Genomic DNA, 16,993 nt, shown 5'->3' on the forward strand with positions numbered 1-16,993 from the left:
ATGGGGCGCGTATCATACATGAAAAAATCCGCCGGTCCGTTGCCAACTGACCGGCGTATTACGCGTTACAGATTTGAAGCCGTGTTGCGGGCGCGGTTCAGCTGCTGCGCATCAGCGGGTAAAGCTCTTTGAGTAACTTGCGACGGCTGATCACCAACTGCCAGCGATGACCGCCCAACTGCCGCCACAGGCGCGCCGAACGAATACCTGCCAGCAACAGGGCGCGGATTTTCGAGGCGTTGCTGGGTTGCTGCAGGTTGCGCATGTCGCCGTGGACCTGAATCCGTTGGCGCAGGGTGCTCAGCGTGTCTTGGTACAGCGCGCCGCAGGCGGCGATCACATTTTCGTGCGCCGGGCCGAAGTGCTCGACCTGGGATTGAATCTGCGGCAGGCGCTTGCCGATCGCGTCGAGCATGTCGCCACGCTTGGCCAGTTGGCGCTCAAGGCCGAGCATGGCCAAGGCATAGCGCAACGGCTCGCGCTGCAGGGTGCTCGGGTCGCGTTCCAGCGCGCCGATCAAGGCGCGGTAGCCTTCACGCAGGTTGATGTCGTCGCCGCCGTACACCTCGAGAGTGTCCTTTGGGTCACGAATCAGCAGGCTGCCGAGCATGCAGGTCAGGCCGGCTTCGCTGGTCTGGCCGGTCTTGGCAATCTTGTCGACGAGGACGGCGGCGAGAAACACGCCGCCCAGCGCCGTCAGTTGCTCCTGAGTGGGGCTCATGCCTTGCTGCTCCAGGGTTCTGCGATTTCAATCACGCCACCGCCGAGGCAGATTTCACCGTCATAGAACACCACCGACTGGCCCGGGGTGACCGCGCGTTGCGGGTCATCGAAGGTTGCGCGGTAACCGGTGGCGGTCTTTTCCAGCGTGCAAGGTTGATCGCTCTGGCGATAACGGACCTTGGCGGTGAGCTTGCGCGGTTCGCTCAGATCAATCGGGTTGACCCAGTAGATGTCTGAGGCGAGCAGGGCGCGGGAGAACAGGTAAGGGTGATCATTGCCCTGGCCAACGATCAGCTCGTTGTGTTCCAGGTCCTTGATCAGCACGTACCAAGGCTCGTCACCGGCGTCCTTCAAGCCGCCGATGCCCAGGCCCTGGCGCTGGCCGATGGTGTGATACATCAAGCCGTGGTGGCGGCCGATGACTTCACCTTCGGTGGTCTTGATCTCGCCTGGCTGGGCCGGCAGGTATTGCTTGAGGAAGTCGCTGAAGCGGCGTTCGCCGATAAAGCAGATCCCGGTGGAGTCCTTTTTCTTCGCGGTTGCCAGTTCGTGTTTCTCGGCAATTGCGCGCACTTCGGGCTTTTCCAGTTCGCCGACCGGGAACAGGGTCTTGGCGATCTGTTCACCGCCGACAGCGTGCAGGAAGTAACTCTGGTCCTTGTTCGGGTCCAGGCCCTTGAGCAGTTCGGTGCGGCCATCGATGTCACGGCGGCGCACGTAGTGGCCGGTGGCGATCAGGTCGGCGCCGAGCACCATGGCGTAGTCGAGGAACGCCTTGAACTTGATCTCGCGGTTACACAGGATGTCCGGGTTTGGCGTGCGCCCGGCCTTGTATTCGGCCAGGAAGTGTTCGAACACGTTGTCCCAGTACTCGGCGGCGAAGTTGGCGGTGTGCAGCTTGATGCCAATCTTGTCGCACACGGCCTGGGCGTCCGCCAGGTCATCCATGGCGGTGCAGTATTCCGTTCCATCGTCTTCTTCCCAGTTCTTCATGAACAGGCCTTCCACCTCATAGCCCTGCTCGATCAGCAGGAGAGCGGAAACGGAAGAGTCCACGCCGCCGGACATGCCGACAATGACGCGCTTCTTTTGTGTGTCAGAAGGGGCTGGATCACGCATAGGGATTCAATGAGTGTCTTGAAAAAGGACGCGATTCTAGCAGGCCGAAGCCCGCAAGGCTAAAGAGAAGGGCGGATCAGTTCGAGACCGAAGTGTTTACCGTCCAGATAATCATCGATACAGCGGATGATCAGCTCACTGCGCCAGTTTGCGCGCTGTGCCATCAGTTCGTCACGCGTCAGCCACTTTGCGCCGACGATACCGTCGTCCAGTTGATAGTCGGGGTGGTGTTTGAGCGGTTTTGCGGTGAAGCAGACGCGCTGGTAGGTCACGCCGTTGCTTGGCGCGGTGTAGAGGTAAATGCCCACCACGCCGGTCGGCTCCACGTCCCAGCCGGTTTCTTCAAGGGTTTCACGCACGGCGGCGTCGATCAGGGTTTCGTCCGGGTCGAGGTGGCCGGCGGGTTGGTTGAGCACCGTTCGTCCGTGCTTGAGTTCTTCGACCATCAGGAAGCGGCCGTTGTCTTCGACGATGGTGGCGACAGTGATGTGGGGTTTCCAGTCCATAAAGCTTCCTCAATTTTCTATGTTGGAACAAAGATCATGTGGGAGCGAGCTTGCTCGCGATAGCGGTGGGTCAGTCAATATCAGCGTTGAATGATAAACCGCTATCGTGAGCAAGCTCGCTCCCACATTTGTCCGGTGTTCACATTGAACTGTGCGGCAGAAACAGAAACCCCGGCACTGGGCCGGGGCTTCTTTGCATCCTTACAACCTTAAACCAGCGCAGCGATCGCGGCGTTGAAGGTGTTGCTCGGGCGCATGGCCTTGCTGATCAGCTCGGCATTGGCGTGGTAGTAACCGCCGATGTCCACTGGCTTGCCCTGAACAGCGTTGAGCTCGGCAACGATGGTCGCCTCGTTCTCGGCCAGGGTCTTGGCCAGTTGGCTGAACTGTGCTTGCAGTGCAGCGTCCTCAGTCTGGGCTGCCAGGGCTTGAGCCCAGTACAGCGCCAGGTAGAAGTGGCTGCCGCGGTTGTCGATGTTGCCGACTTTGCGCGATGGCGACTTGTTGTTGTCCAGGAACTGGCCAGTGGCCTGATCCAGGGTCTTGGCCAGCACCAGCGCTTTAGGGTTGTTGTAAGTAACACCCAGGTGCTCGAGGGAAGCGGCCAGGGCCAGGAACTCGCCCAGGGAATCCCAGCGCAGGAAGTTTTCTTCCAGCAGTTGCTGAACGTGCTTCGGTGCCGAACCGCCAGCGCCGGTTTCGAACAGGCCGCCGCCATTCATCAGCGGCACGATCGACAGCATCTTGGCGCTGGTGCCCAGTTCCATGATCGGGAACAGGTCGGTCAGGTAGTCGCGCAGTACGTTGCCGGTCACCGAGATGGTGTCCTTGCCTTCGCGGGTGCGGCCCAAAGTGAAGGCCATCGCGTCGACAGGCGACATGATGCGGATGTCCAGGCCGGAAGTGTCGTGATCCTTCAGGTAAGCCTGAACTTTCTCGATCACCACGCCGTCGTGGGCGCGCATCGGGTCCAGCCAGAAAATAGCCGGGGTAGCGCTTGCGCGAGCACGGTTGACGGCCAGTTTGACCCAGTCCTGGATCGGCGCGTCTTTGGTCTGGCACATGCGGAAAATATCGCCGGCTTCAACCGACTGTTCCAGCAGTGTGCGGCCAGCGCTGTCGGAAACCCGAACCACGCCGTTGCTCTTGATCTGGAAAGTCTTGTCGTGCGAGCCGTACTCTTCGGCTTTTTTCGCCATCAGGCCAACGTTTGGCACGCTGCCCATGGTGGTTGGATCGAAAGCGCCGTGCAGCTTGCAGTCTTCGATCACCGCCTGGTAGATGGTGGCGTAGCAGCGATCCGGGATCACGGCCTTGGTGTCGTGCAGTTGACCGTCGGTGCCCCACATCTTGCCGGAGTCACGGATCATCGCTGGCATCGAGGCGTCGACGATGACGTCGCTCGGCACGTGCAGGTTGGTGATGCCTTTGTCGGAGTTGACCATGGCCAACGACGGACGAACGGCGTAGACCGCCTGGATGTCCGCTTCGATCTGCGCTTGTTGCTCGGCCGGCAAAGCCTTGATGCGAGCGTACAGGTCGCCGATGCCGTTGTTCAGGTTGAAGCCGATCTGAGCCAGCACATCAGCGTGCTTGGCCAGTGCGTCTTTATAGAACTCGGCAACGATCTGGCCGAACATGATCGGGTCGGAGACCTTCATCATGGTGGCTTTCAAGTGAACCGACAGCAGCACGCCTTTTTGCTTGGCGTCTTCGATCTCGGCGGCAATGAAGCTGCGCAGTGCATTTTTGCTCATGACGGCGCAATCGAGGATCTCACCGGCTTGCACGGTGGTCTTTTCTTTCAGGACGGTGGTGGTGCCGTCTTGAGCGATCAGTTCGATTTTGACCGCGTCAGCGGCGTCGATCAGGGCGGCTTTTTCGCTGCCGTAGAAATCGCCGGTGCTCATGTGCGCGACGTGGGACTTGGAGTCTTTGGCCCAGGCGCCCATTTTGTGCGGGTGCTTGCGTGCGTAGTTCTTGACCGACAGTGGCGCACGACGGTCGGAGTTGCCTTCGCGCAGAACTGGGTTTACGGCGCTGCCCTTGATCTTGTCGTAACGGGATTTGGCGAGCTTGTCGGCGTCGCTGGTCACGGTTTCCGGGTAATCCGGCAGTGCGAAGCCCTGGGCTTGCAGCTCTTTGATCGCGGCTTGCAGCTGCGGAACCGAGGCACTGATGTTCGGCAGCTTGATGATGTTGGCTTCAGGCGTAACGGCCAGGTCGCCCAGTTCGGCGAGGTGGTCGGCTACGGCTTTGTCACCCAATTGCTCGGGGAAGCTGGCCAGGATGCGCCCTGCAAGAGAGATATCGCGGGTTTCAACGGCGATATCAGCCGAGGCGGTGAACGCCTCTACGATAGGCAACAGTGAATAGGTGGCGAGGGCGGGAGCTTCGTCGGTGAAGGTATAGATGATCTTCGAGCGGGTGGGCATATTCGGATTAACTCTCTCTTCTTTGCTAAAGCGTGCGCAGAAACTCGAGGGGCGCCGGGTAAAGCGCGTTCGTTCAAAGTCATCCATGAGCCGAATGTCGAGGTTTCTTTGCGGTGATGTTGGGTGCATCGGTCGAGCGTCAAGCGGGTGGGTTGCGGTAACAACCCTGCTTTTTCTGGCCCCAAGCCTCGGCTACTTGTTCAGTTGCAGGAGAGGTCGGCCGTTGTGACTCTGTGGTCAGCGGGCGGCATTATACATAGGTAGCTGGCAATCTGCCGATGGTTCATACGTAACGATGCACGTCCATTGGTCTAAAGGTCGCAGGGACCCGTGGGGCGTAGAGTCTTGCACCGTGCTTGAGTTTGGCGCTTTTCCCTTTGCTTTCAGGCTTGTACGTCGCGAACTGCGTAGCTTTGCGGCAGATGGTTGGAACATAGGGTTTGCGTGCCGATTTAACTGGGGTACGCTCGAACGAAGCCAGATGTTCAATCCAAACAATGGAGTTCAGCATGGGATACAAGAAGATTCAGGTTCCAGCAGTCGGCGACAAAATCACCGTCAACGCGGACCATTCTCTCAATGTTCCTAACAACCCGATCATCCCCTTCATCGAAGGCGATGGTATTGGCGTTGATATCAGCCCGGTCATGATCAAGGTTGTCGATGCTGCTGTTAAGAAGGCTTACGGCGGCGAGCGCAAAATTTCCTGGATGGAAGTCTATGCCGGGGAGAAAGCGACTCAGGTTTACGATCAGGACACTTGGCTGCCTCAGGAAACCCTGGACGCGGTCAAGGATTACGTGGTTTCCATCAAGGGCCCTCTGACCACCCCGGTCGGTGGCGGCATCCGTTCGCTGAACGTGGCCCTGCGTCAGCAGCTCGACCTGTATGTCTGCCTGCGTCCGGTACGCTGGTTCGAAGGCGTGCCGAGCCCGGTCAAGAAGCCAGGCGATGTCGACATGACGATCTTCCGCGAGAACTCGGAAGACATCTACGCCGGTATCGAGTGGAAAGCCGGTTCGCCGGAAGCGACCAAGGTCATCAAGTTTTTGAAAGATGAAATGGGCGTCACCAAGATCCGTTTCGACGAAAACTGCGGTATCGGCATCAAGCCGGTTTCCCTGCAAGGCACCAAGCGTCTGGCGCGCAAGGCTCTGCAATATGTGGTCGACAACGACCGCGATTCGCTGACCATCGTGCACAAAGGCAACATCATGAAGTTCACCGAAGGTGCCTTCAAGGAATGGGCCTACGAAGTGGCGGCTGAAGAGTTCGGCGCGACCCTGCTCGACGGTGGTCCGTGGATGCAGTTCAAGAACCCGAAAACCGGCAAGAACGTTATCGTCAAGGACGCCATCGCCGACGCCATGCTCCAGCAGATCCTGCTGCGCCCGGCCGAGTACGATGTGATCGCGACCCTGAACCTGAACGGCGACTACCTCTCCGACGCCCTGGCGGCCGAAGTGGGCGGTATCGGTATCGCGCCGGGTGCCAACCTGTCTGACACCATTGCGATGTTCGAAGCGACCCACGGTACTGCGCCGAAATACGCCGGCAAGGACCAGGTCAACCCGGGCTCGCTGATCCTGTCCGCAGAGATGATGCTGCGCCACATGGGCTGGACCGAAGCAGCTGACCTGATCATCAAGGGCACCAACGGCGCAATTTCCGCCAAGACCGTGACCTATGACTTCCATCGTTTGATGGAAGGCGCGAAGCTGCTGTCTTCGTCCGCGTTCGGTGATGCATTGATTTCGCACATGTAAGCCGCATATGTAAGCGAATCAGCATTAAAAAAACCGCCTTCGGGCGGTTTTTTCATGACTGGATGATCTGTTGCGTCAGCTCGACACCGATTCCTGTTTGACGGAAGGTATCGTTTGTTCGATGGCAGGGATCGCCGCCGTGATCTTCACGGCATGCAAGCCCTTGGGCCCCTGGATGATCTTGAAGTTTACGGCTTGCCCGGCCTTGAGGGTTTTGTAGCCTTCCATCTCAATGGCCGAATAGTGGGCAAAGAAATCGATTTCCTTGCCGTCCTCATCGTGTCCTTCTCTGGCGTCGGTGTTAATGAAACCGAATCCCTTTGCATTGTTGAACCACTTCACCTTACCGACTGGCATACCCATATCCCTCTGCAACAGACTCCATCACTGGAGTATCATCCAGTACATCCGCAGTCAGTCTCTATAATTAAGATTGACTCCGCGGACCTTTTTTACCCACTGTGGGCTCTATTGGTTGTAACACCGATTTCCCGATAGTCAAGGTGACCAGGCAGTCGGAGTTGAAATCGACGTTGGCCGCCCCCACCACTGTATTTGAACAACTGACGAACCTTTCTTTCCATGCATGCAATCAGCCAGATTCGACTAACATTCAATCAGGATCGCCCGGCTCTCCAAAAAGAACACCCGGGAGCTCAAGACGACGATTCCGCAGGCATTGCTGTTCAGGAGGCAAAGCCTGCACTACAGGCGCCGCCGATGTACAAGGTGGTTTTGTTCAATGATGACTACACACCGATGGATTTCGTCGTCGAAGTGCTCGAGGTGTTTTTTAACCTGAATCGGGAGCTGGCGACCAAGGTCATGCTGGCCGTCCACACAGAAGGACGGGCAGTATGTGGAGTGTTTACCCGCGACATCGCCGAGACTAAGGCCATGCAGGTCAACCAGTACGCCAGGGAAAGCCAGCATCCGCTACTCTGTGAAATCGAGAAGGACGGTTAATCGCCGACCACTTGGGTATGAGGTGAAGCTATGTTAAACCGCGAGCTCGAAGTCACCCTCAATTTAGCCTTCAAGGAGGCTCGATCGAAGCGTCATGAATTCATGACCGTCGAACACCTCCTGCTGGCCCTATTGGATAATGAGGCTGCCGCCACCGTTTTGCGTGCCTGCGGCGCAAACCTCGACAAACTCAAGCATGATCTGCAGGAGTTCATCGACTCCACCACGCCATTGATCCCTATCCATGACGAGGATCGCGAAACCCAGCCAACCCTGGGCTTCCAGCGTGTCCTGCAGCGTGCTGTTTTCCACGTACAGAGCTCGGGCAAACGCGAAGTGACTGGCGCCAACGTGCTGGTCGCAATCTTCAGTGAGCAAGAGAGTCAGGCAGTGTTCCTGCTGAAACAGCAGAGCGTTGCGCGCATTGATGTCGTCAACTACATCGCTCATGGCATTTCCAAAGTGCCTGGGCATGGCGATCACTCTGAAGGTGAGCAAGATATGCAGGACGACGAGGGCGGTGAGTCTTCTTCTTCAGGCAATCCTCTGGATGCTTATGCCAGCAACCTCAACGAACTCGCGCGCCAGGGGCGTATCGATCCGTTGGTCGGCCGTGAGCTGGAAGTCGAGCGTGTCGCGCAGATCCTGGCGCGTCGTCGCAAAAACAACCCGCTGTTGGTAGGCGAGGCGGGCGTGGGTAAAACCGCGATTGCCGAAGGCTTGGCCAAGCGTATTGTCGACAACCAGGTGCCGGACCTGCTGGCCAACAGCGTGGTGTATTCCCTCGATCTGGGAGCCCTGCTGGCCGGGACCAAATACCGTGGCGATTTCGAGAAGCGCTTCAAGGCGTTGCTCAATGAGCTGAAAAAACGTCCGCAGGCGATCCTGTTCATCGACGAAATCCACACCATCATCGGTGCGGGTGCCGCGTCCGGTGGCGTCATGGATGCCTCGAACCTGCTCAAGCCACTGCTGTCGTCGGGCGATATCCGTTGCATCGGTTCGACCACGTTCCAGGAATTCCGCGGGATCTTCGAGAAGGATCGGGCCTTGGCTCGGCGCTTCCAGAAGGTCGATGTGTCGGAGCCGTCGGTGGAAGACACAATCGGCATCCTGCGCGGCCTGAAAGGTCGTTTCGAAGCGCACCACAACATCGAATACAGCGATGAGGCGTTGCGTGCCGCTGCTGAACTGGCGTCGCGCTACATCAATGACCGGCACATGCCGGACAAAGCCATCGATGTCATCGACGAGGCGGGCGCCTATCAGCGTCTGCAGCCGATCGAGAAACGCGTGAAACGCATCGAAGTGCCTCAGGTCGAGGACATCGTTGCGAAAATCGCGCGGATTCCGCCAAAACACGTCACCAGCTCCGACAAAGAGCTGCTGCGTAACCTTGAGCGTGACCTGAAGCTGACCGTATTCGGCCAGGATGCCGCGATCGACTCGCTGTCGACTGCGATCAAACTGTCCCGCGCCGGTCTCAAGTCGCCTGACAAGCCTGTCGGTTCGTTCCTGTTCGCAGGGCCGACCGGTGTCGGTAAAACCGAAGCGGCACGTCAGTTGGCCAAGGCCTTGGGCATCGAGCTGGTTCGTTTCGACATGTCCGAGTACATGGAGCGCCACACCGTATCGCGTCTGATCGGTGCACCTCCAGGCTATGTCGGGTTCGATCAGGGCGGTCTGCTGACCGAAGCCATCACCAAGCAGCCTCACTGTGTGCTGTTGCTCGATGAGATCGAGAAGGCGCATCCGGAAGTCTTCAACCTGCTGTTGCAGGTGATGGACCACGGTACGCTGACCGATAACAACGGGCGCAAGGCGGACTTCCGTAACGTGATCGTCATCATGACGACCAACGCCGGTGCCGAAACAGCGGCTCGCGCTTCGATCGGTTTCACCCATCAGGACCATTCGTCCGATGCGATGGAAGTGATCAAGAAGAGCTTCACGCCGGAGTTCCGCAACCGTCTGGACACCATTATCCAGTTTGGTCGCCTCAGTCATGAGGTCATCAAGAGCGTGGTGGACAAGTTCCTTACCGAGCTTCAGGCGCAGTTGGAAGACAAGCGCGTGCAGTTGGAAGTGACCGACGCTGCGCGTGGCTGGCTGGCGGCAAGTGGCTACGATACGGCGATGGGCGCTCGTCCTATGGCGCGTTTGATTCAGGACAAGATCAAGCGTCCGCTGGCGGAAGAGATCCTGTTTGGCGAGTTGGCGGACCATGGCGGTGTGGTTCATATCGATTTGAAGGATGGCGAGCTGACCTTCGATTTCGAGACCACGGCTGAGATGGCCTGACGGTTGTTGATCTGTTGTAAAGCTAGAGGCGCCTTCGGGCGCCTTTTTGCTGTTTGGGGTTTGGGTGTATATCCGTTGCTGCGGTAACGGCGGCTGGCGGTTTCGCCCTTACGGCGACTCACTTTTTTGACAAACGCCTCAAAAAAGTAAGCAAAAAAACGCTTGCTCCTACGTTCGGCCCGCTCGCTGAGGCTCGGGGTTCCTTCGCTCCGGGATCCATCCGGGGGGCATCGCCTCCGGTTTGCTTCGCTGCACCTCCTCTCGATGTGTTCGACTTCGTCGAACGGTCGCTGCGCTTCCACCCCGGATGAATCCCTCCTCTCAGCCTTCCGACGTCGCCCGTGGATCAAGATCAAGAGCTGTAGCCGAGCTAACGCTCATCCTGTTGAGTGGTGAGAAGCGGATGCACACCCATCCCCTGTAGGAGCTGTCGAGTGAAACGAGGCTGCGATCTTTTGATCTTGCTGTGGCTGTGGCTGTGGCTTTAGATCTTGATCTGCTTTTGATCTTTCGCCCCTTCGGCAGGCCGAGCGTAGGTGTCCATCAGGGGGTTAGGCGCGTAGCGCCGTGCGGCGAAGCCGCACACATCGAGAGGAGGTCGAAGCGAAGCCGACCGGAGGCGATGCCCCCTGATGGACACCGTAGCGAGGGTACGCGGAGCCCTAGCGAGGCGCCGTACGCCGGGGCGAAGCCTTTTGCTTACTTTTCGGCGTCTGGAAAAGTGAGTCGCTGTAAGAGCGAAACCATAATCAGCCGTTACCGCAGCAACGGATATACACCCAAACCCCAAGAACCCAAAACCCCAAAACCCCAAAACCCAGGCCCCCACCAAATCGCAGACAAACAAAAACGCCCGGCATAAACCGGGCGTTTTGTATTGACTTGATTAGCGAGCGCGGTAAGTGATGCGCCCTTTGCTCAAGTCATAGGGCGTCAGCTCGACGCGCACTTTGTCACCGGTAAGAATACGAATGTAGTTCTTGCGCATCTTGCCGGAGATATGCGCGGTTACGACGTGCCCATTTTCCAACTCCACACGAAACATGGTGTTGGGCAGGGTGTCGACGACAGTGCCTTCCATTTCGAAGCTGTCTTCTTTCGACATGCAGTAAAGCCCTCGGTGTCCAATGAATGGCCCGGTGCAACTGCGCCAGGCAAAAGCGGCGTGCATTGTGCCCGAAAAATGGGGTTTAAGCCAAGGGGTTCTAGTTCAGGATGACCCAGCGTTGATTAATCAGCAGTTCGATAGGGCGATATTGGGTCTTGTAGCTCATCTTTTTGCAGTTCTTGATCCAATAGCCGAGGTAGACGGCTTCCAGGCCAAGGCGCTTGGCCTCGGCGATCTGCCAGAGGATCGCGTAGCGCCCCAGGCTGCGGCGTTCTTCTTCGGGTTCGTAGAAGGTGTAGACCGCCGACAAACCGTTTGGCAGTAAGTCAGTGACGGCCACCGCCACGAGTCGGCCTTCAAGGCGAAATTCGTAAAAGCGTGAAAACGGCAGGTCACGCACCAGGAAGGTCGAAAACTGGTCACGGCTCGGCGGGTACATGTCGCCGTCGGCGTGCCGCTGCTCGATGTAACGCTGGTAGAGGTCGAAGTACTCTTCGCTGTATTGCGGTCTGGCAGGACGCACTTGCAAGTCGACGTTGCGTTTGAAAATGCGTTTCTGCTGACGGTTGGGCGTAAATTGCGCCACGGGGATGCGCGCCGGAACGCACGCATTGCAATTCTGGCAATGAGGCCGGTAGAGATGATCGCCGCTGCGACGAAAACCCATTTCAGACAGATCTGCGTAGACATGCACATCCATGGGCTGACTAGGGTCGAGGAACAGCGTGGTGGCCTGCTCCTCGGGCAGATAACTGCAAGAGTGGGGCTGAGTGGCATAGAACTTCAAACGCGCCAACTCGGTCATGATCAACCCTCGGGATAAGCTTTTGCATTAAGTGTAAGCCACGCGCGCAAATGTCGCTCAGCAAACCCAGGTGGCACGGCTGGGTTGATCCAGATGCTGCGCAAGGTAGCCGGCAAATTCGCGGCGGGGAATCGCCCTGGCCCCCAGGCTGTGCAGATGGTCGGTCGGCATCTGGCAATCGATCAGCACAAAACCCGAGTCTTTCAGATGTCGCACCAGTGTGGCAAAACCAAATTTCGAGGCGTTGTCAGCGCGGCTGAACATGGACTCGCCAAAAAACAGCTGACCCATCGCCAGGCCATAGAGCCCGCCAACCAGCACGCCATCGTCCCAGACCTCCACGGAATGCGCGTAGCCGCGCCTGTGCAGTTCGAGGTACGCGGTCTGCATCGCTTCGGTGATCCAGGTGCCGTCGGCGTAATCGCGGGGTGCGGCGCAGGCGGCAATGACCGAGGCGAAATCCTGATCGAAGGTCACTTGATAGCGTTGCTGGCGCAGCAATTTGTTCAGGCTGCGCGAGACATGCAGTTCGTCGGGAAACAGCACCGTGCGTGGATCCGGCGACCACCAGAGGATCGGCTGTCCCTCCGAGAACCACGGAAAGCAGCCGTGACGATACGCCTGAATCAGACGATCGGCAGACAGGTCGCCGCCTGCGGCCAGCAGACCGTTGGGGTCGCGCATGGCTTTTTCCAGCGGCGGGAAGGTCAGGGTATTGCGTTGTAACCAAGTCAGCATGGCATCCGGGCTTGCAGAAGGGGAGGGCGGTGGCGGGCCGTTGGGCCCGCCGTCAAGTTTGCCGTCAAACGAGGGGAATGTCGTCGAGGTATTTCTCGGCGTCCAGTGCGGCCATGCAGCCAGCCCCTGCGGACGTCACTGCCTGGCGGTACACGTGATCGGCCACGTCGCCTGCGGCAAAGACACCGGGAATCTCCGTAGCGGTGGCATCACCTTCGTTGCCGCCCTTGACCAGCAGGTAGCCGTCGCGCATGGGCAGTTGGTCGATAAACAAGTCGGTATTGGGTTTGTGGCCAATGGCGATGAACACGCCGGCCACTGGCAGTTCGCTGGTTTCACCGGTGTGGCTGTCGCGCAGGCGGGCGCCGGTCACGCCGCTGGCATCGCCCAGAATTTCATCCAGATGCTGATTCCAGTGCAGGCGGATATTGCCGTTGGCGGCCTTTTCGAAAAGCTTGTCCTGAAGGATTTTCTCCGAGCGCAGTTTGTCGCGCCGGTGGATCAGGTGGACTTCCTTGGCGATGTTCGACAGGTACAGGGCTTCTTCGACCGCGGTGTTGCCGCCGCCGACGACCGCGACCACTTGATTGCGATAGAAGAACCCGTCGCACGTAGCACACGCTGAAACGCCACGGCCGGCAAAGGTCTCCTCCGACGCCAGTCCCAGGTATTGCGCTGAAGCGCCGGTCGCAATGATCAGGGCGTCGCACGTATAGGTGCCGCCATCGCCGATCAGTTCGAAGGGGCGCTGCTGCAACTTGGCGGTATGAATGTGGTCGTAAACGATCTGTGTGTCGAAGCGTTCGGCGTGTTTTTGCATGCGTTCCATCAGCACCGGGCCGGTAAGGCCTTCGACGTCGCCGGGCCAGTTATCGACTTCGACGGTGGTGGTTAGCTGGCCACCTGCCTGTATGCCGGTAATGACAACGGGTTTGAGGTTGGCACGAGCGGCATAAACGGCTGCGCTGTAACCGGCAGGGCCAGAACCCAGAATGATCAGGCGGGAATGCTTCGCTTCGCTCATAAAAACACCTCATAAGCCTTTGTCACAAAAGAGAATGCATGCTCAAATTGAATCGCGCGTAACCTGCCTTTGGCTATGCTACATCCAAGGGCTTGAAGCATGGCATCGGGCGAACAAACCCGTACAATGCCTGCCTGTAACGGTGTTTGTAACAAAATAAGCAGTGCGTGCCGTGTTTAAAAAAACCAGGGCGCAGTGTTAAAAGTAGTCTCAGTTGCGCCTGTTAACTTTTTTACCTGCCTGGATTGGGCAGTTTTTTATAGTCAATCAACAGATGGACGCGCCACGGGCGCAGGAAAAGAAGCGTTTTGAAGAAATCCACCGCAGCACCCAAGACAGTCGTTCCGCTCTGGCGCCAGCATTTGCACTACCGGCTCAAGGAAGGTGCATTGATCGCCATCGGCGGCCTGTGCCTGTTCCTGATGATGGCCTTGTTGACGTATGGCAAGGACGATCCGGGCTGGAGCCACAACAGCAAGATCGAGGACGTGCAGAACTTCGGCGGACCGGTCGGTTCCTACAGCGCCGATATCCTGTTCATGGTGCTGGGTTATTTCGCCTATATCTTCCCGCTGTTGCTGGCGATCAAGGCGTATCAGATCTTCCGTCAGCGCCACGAAGCGTGGGAGTGGAGCGGCTGGCTCTTCTCTTGGCGCCTGATCGGCCTGGTGTTTCTGGTGCTGTCTGGCGCGGCCCTGGCACATATCCATTTTCACGCGGCGACCGGTCTGCCGGCCGGCGCTGGCGGTGCGTTGGGCGAAAGCCTTGGTGATCTGGCCAGGAACGCCCTGAACATTCAGGGCAGCACGTTGTTGTTCATCGCGTTGTTCCTGTTCGGCCTGACCGTGTTCACCGACCTGTCATGGTTCAAGGTGATGGACGTCACCGGCAAGATTACCCTCGACCTGCTGGAACTGTTCCAGGGCGCGGCCAATCGCTGGTGGGCCGCCCGTGTCGAACGCAAGCAACTGGTTGCGCAATTGCGTGAAGTCGACGATCGCGTGCATGACGTGGTCGCGCCGACGGTCACCGACAAACGCGAGCAGGCCAAGGTCAAGGAACGCCTGATCGAGCGCGAACAAGCGTTGAGCAAACACATGTCGGACCGTGAGAAGCAGGTGCCGCCTGTGATCGCCCCCGCGCCGCCCAAACCGGCAGCGCCGAGCAAACGCGTGGAAAAAGAGAAGCAGGCGCCGCTGTTCGTCGACAGCGCCGTCGAAGGCACCTTGCCGCCGATCTCGATCCTCGATCCGGCAGAAAAGAAACAACTCAATTACTCCCCGGAATCCCTGGCGGCCGTCGGCCATTTGCTGGAAATCAAGCTCAAGGAATTCGGCGTCGAAGTCTCGGTGGATTCGATTCACCCAGGCCCGGTGATTACCCGTTACGAAATCCAGCCCGCCGCCGGGGTCAAGGTCAGCCGCATTTCCAACCTGGCAAAAGACCTGGCGCGTTCCCTCGCCGTGACCAGCGTGCGGGTGGTGGAAGTGATTCCCGGCAAGACCACCGTCGGTATCGAGATTCCCAACGAAGACCGCCAGATCGTGCGCTTCTCCGAAGTACTGTCGACGCCCGAGTACGACAACTTCAAGTCGCCTGTCACCTTGGCCTTGGGCCACGACATCGGCGGCAAGCCGGTCATCACCGACCTGGCGAAAATGCCTCACTTGCTGGTGGCTGGTACGACCGGTTCCGGTAAGTCGGTGGGTGTGAACGCGATGATCTTGTCGATCCTGTTCAAGTCCGGCCCGGAAGACGCCAAGCTGATCATGATCGACCCGAAAATGCTTGAGCTGTCGATCTACGAAGGCATTCCGCACCTGCTGTGCCCGGTGGTCACCGACATGAAAGATGCGGCCAACGCCCTGCGCTGGAGCGTGGCGGAGATGGAGCGTCGATACAAACTGATGGCGAAAATGGGCGTACGAAACCTGTCGGGCTTCAACGCCAAGGTCAAGGAAGCCCAGGACGCTGGTACACCGTTGACCGATCCTTTGTACAAGCGCGAAAGCATTCACGACGAAGCACCGCTGCTGACCAAGCTGCCAACCATCGTTGTGGTGGTCGACGAATTCGCCGACATGATGATGATCGTCGGCAAGAAGGTTGAAGAACTGATTGCCCGTATTGCCCAGAAGGCCCGTGCGGCCGGTATCCACTTGATTCTCGCGACCCAGCGTCCGTCGGTTGACGTGATTACCGGTCTGATCAAGGCGAACATCCCGACGCGCATGGCGTTCCAGGTGTCGAGCAAGATCGATTCGCGGACCATCATCGACCAGGGCGGTGCCGAACAATTGCTGGGCCACGGCGACATGCTCTACATGCCGCCGGGCACCAGCCTGCCGATTCGTGTTCACGGTGCGTTCGTGTCCGATGACGAGGTTCACCGGGTGGTGGAAGCCTGGAAGCTGCGTGGCGCGCCGGAATACAACGACGAGATCCTGGCCGGTGTCGAAGAAGCCGGCAGTGGCTTTGAAAATGGCGGCGGTGGCGGTGACGACGATGCTGAAACCGATGCCCTGTACGACGAAGCCGTCCAGTTCGTTCTGGAAAGCCGCCGTGCCTCCATCTCTGCGGTTCAGCGCAAGCTGAAAATCGGCTACAACCGCGCCGCGCGCATGATCGAAGCCATGGAAATGGCCGGGGTCGTGACGTCCATGAATACCAACGGTTCGCGTGAAGTCCTGGCCCCAGGCCCGGTACGCGACTGATTTGAATTGAAAGGGTGTCGCCGCATGCGACGCCCGTACTCCCACGAATGTTATGAGGACTCCCATGCGTCTTATCCGCATGCTGTTGCTGCCGGTACTGGCTTTGACCACGCTCTCGGCTCACGCCGATGACAAGGACGTGGCGCGCCTGACCCAATTGCTGGAAACGTCCAAGACCCTGACTGCACGCTTTTCGCAACTGACCCTCGATGGCAGCGGCACCCAATTGCAGGAAACCGCCGGTGACATGTCGCTGCAACGCCCAGGCCTGTTTTACTGGCACACCAACGCACCCGCTGAACAAACGATGGTTTCCGACGGCAAGAAGGTCACCCTGTGGGACCCGGACCTTGAACAGGTCACCATCAAGACCCTCGACCTGCGCCTGACCCAGACGCCAGCCCTGTTGTTGTCGGGTGACGTGTCCAAGATCAGCCAGAGCTTCGATATCAGCGCCAAGGAAGCGGGCGGTGTGATCGACTTCACCTTGAAGCCGAAAACCAAGGACACGCTGTTTGACAGCCTGCGCCTGTCGTTCCGCAACGGTCTGGTCAATGACATGCAACTGATCGACAGTGTCGGCCAGCGCACCAACATCCTGTTCACCGGCGTGAAGGCCAACGAGCCAATCCCGGCATCCAAGTTCAAGTTCGACATCCCCAAGGGTGCGGACGTGATCCAGGAATAAGAGCAGTACATAGAACCTGTGGGAGCGAGCTTGCTCGCGATTAGGGCATTACATTCAGCATCAATGCTGATTGCCCCGACGCCATCGCGAGCAAGCTCGC

14 protein-coding genes are annotated in these 16,993 nt (G+C 58.5%); 5 read left to right on the plus strand and 9 right to left on the minus strand.

The features are described 5' to 3' along the window. Nucleotides 1-97: 97 nt before the first annotated feature. From hflD to ACM6I0_RS05445, 4 genes are all read right to left on the minus strand, one after another. Nucleotides 98-721: a high frequency lysogenization protein HflD gene (hflD, locus tag ACM6I0_RS05430; protein ID WP_285434699.1), complete on the minus strand. Its 624-nt coding sequence runs from the start codon at nucleotides 719-721 to the stop codon at nucleotides 98-100. Next, nucleotides 718-1,842: a tRNA 2-thiouridine(34) synthase MnmA gene (gene mnmA, locus ACM6I0_RS05435; protein ID WP_285434700.1), complete on the minus strand. Its 1,125-nt coding sequence runs from the start codon at nucleotides 1,840-1,842 to the stop codon at nucleotides 718-720. Before mnmA ends, hflD begins: the two co-directional genes overlap by 4 nt. Nucleotides 1,843-1,901: 59 nt before the next feature. Continuing rightward, complete coding sequence (locus ACM6I0_RS05440; RefSeq protein WP_285434702.1) at nucleotides 1,902-2,348, minus strand: NUDIX hydrolase; 447 nt, start codon at nucleotides 2,346-2,348, stop codon at nucleotides 1,902-1,904. Between the two features lie 209 nt (nucleotides 2,349-2,557). After that, the gene (locus ACM6I0_RS05445; protein ID WP_285434703.1) at nucleotides 2,558-4,783 is read right to left on the minus strand and encodes an NADP-dependent isocitrate dehydrogenase; all 2,226 of its coding nucleotides are present in this window, start codon (nucleotides 4,781-4,783) and stop codon (nucleotides 2,558-2,560) included. A 509-nt stretch (nucleotides 4,784-5,292) separates the two neighbouring features. On the opposite strand from ACM6I0_RS05445, the gene icd reads away from it, so the two are divergent. Then, nucleotides 5,293-6,549 carry an NADP-dependent isocitrate dehydrogenase gene (gene icd, locus ACM6I0_RS05450; RefSeq protein WP_010458895.1) on the plus strand — a complete coding sequence of 419 codons (1,257 nt, stop codon included), beginning with the start codon at nucleotides 5,293-5,295 and terminating at the stop codon, nucleotides 6,547-6,549. 75 nt (nucleotides 6,550-6,624) lie between these two features. Here icd and ACM6I0_RS05455 read toward each other — a convergent pair whose 3' ends face one another. After that, entirely contained in the window at nucleotides 6,625-6,906 is a 282-nt protein-coding gene (locus ACM6I0_RS05455; RefSeq protein ID WP_414921662.1) for a cold shock domain-containing protein, read from the minus strand. A 225-nt stretch (nucleotides 6,907-7,131) separates the two neighbouring features. On the opposite strand from ACM6I0_RS05455, the gene clpS reads away from it, so the two are divergent. After that, nucleotides 7,132-7,515: an ATP-dependent Clp protease adapter ClpS gene (clpS, locus tag ACM6I0_RS05460; RefSeq protein WP_090185621.1), complete on the plus strand. Its 384-nt coding sequence runs from the start codon at nucleotides 7,132-7,134 to the stop codon at nucleotides 7,513-7,515. Between the two features lie 30 nt (nucleotides 7,516-7,545). Then, nucleotides 7,546-9,816 (plus strand): ATP-dependent Clp protease ATP-binding subunit ClpA, encoded by a 2,271-nt coding sequence (gene clpA, locus ACM6I0_RS05465; RefSeq protein WP_090185618.1) that lies wholly within the window; start codon nucleotides 7,546-7,548, stop codon nucleotides 9,814-9,816. Between the two features lie 886 nt (nucleotides 9,817-10,702). Here the strand turns inward: clpA and infA are convergent. From infA to trxB, 4 genes are all read right to left on the minus strand, one after another. Beyond that, on the minus strand, nucleotides 10,703-10,921 hold the full coding sequence (infA, locus tag ACM6I0_RS05470; protein WP_002553999.1) for a translation initiation factor IF-1: 219 nt from the start codon (nucleotides 10,919-10,921) through the stop codon (nucleotides 10,703-10,705). A gap of 100 nt (nucleotides 10,922-11,021) precedes the next feature. Beyond that, nucleotides 11,022-11,729, minus strand: a complete 708-nt coding sequence (locus tag ACM6I0_RS05475) for an arginyltransferase (protein WP_222587609.1) — start codon at nucleotides 11,727-11,729, stop codon at nucleotides 11,022-11,024. 57 nt (nucleotides 11,730-11,786) lie between these two features. Further along, entirely contained in the window at nucleotides 11,787-12,467 is a 681-nt protein-coding gene (gene aat / locus ACM6I0_RS05480) for a leucyl/phenylalanyl-tRNA--protein transferase (protein WP_285434707.1), read from the minus strand. A gap of 64 nt (nucleotides 12,468-12,531) precedes the next feature. Beyond that, a complete protein-coding gene (trxB, locus tag ACM6I0_RS05485) occupies nucleotides 12,532-13,491 on the minus strand; it encodes a thioredoxin-disulfide reductase (RefSeq protein WP_285434709.1) in 960 nt (319 codons plus the stop codon). Between the two features lie 308 nt (nucleotides 13,492-13,799). On the opposite strand from trxB, the gene ACM6I0_RS05490 reads away from it, so the two are divergent. Then, on the plus strand, nucleotides 13,800-16,205 hold the full coding sequence (locus ACM6I0_RS05490) for a DNA translocase FtsK (RefSeq protein WP_208669027.1): 2,406 nt from the start codon (nucleotides 13,800-13,802) through the stop codon (nucleotides 16,203-16,205). A gap of 64 nt (nucleotides 16,206-16,269) precedes the next feature. Further along, the gene (gene lolA / locus ACM6I0_RS05495; RefSeq protein ID WP_054053642.1) at nucleotides 16,270-16,893 is read left to right on the plus strand and encodes an outer membrane lipoprotein chaperone LolA; all 624 of its coding nucleotides are present in this window, start codon (nucleotides 16,270-16,272) and stop codon (nucleotides 16,891-16,893) included. Nucleotides 16,894-16,993 lie beyond the last annotated feature (100 nt).

The organism is Pseudomonas sp. IT-P294 (genome assembly GCF_949767865.1).
GTDB lineage: Bacteria > Pseudomonadota > Gammaproteobacteria > Pseudomonadales > Pseudomonadaceae > Aquipseudomonas.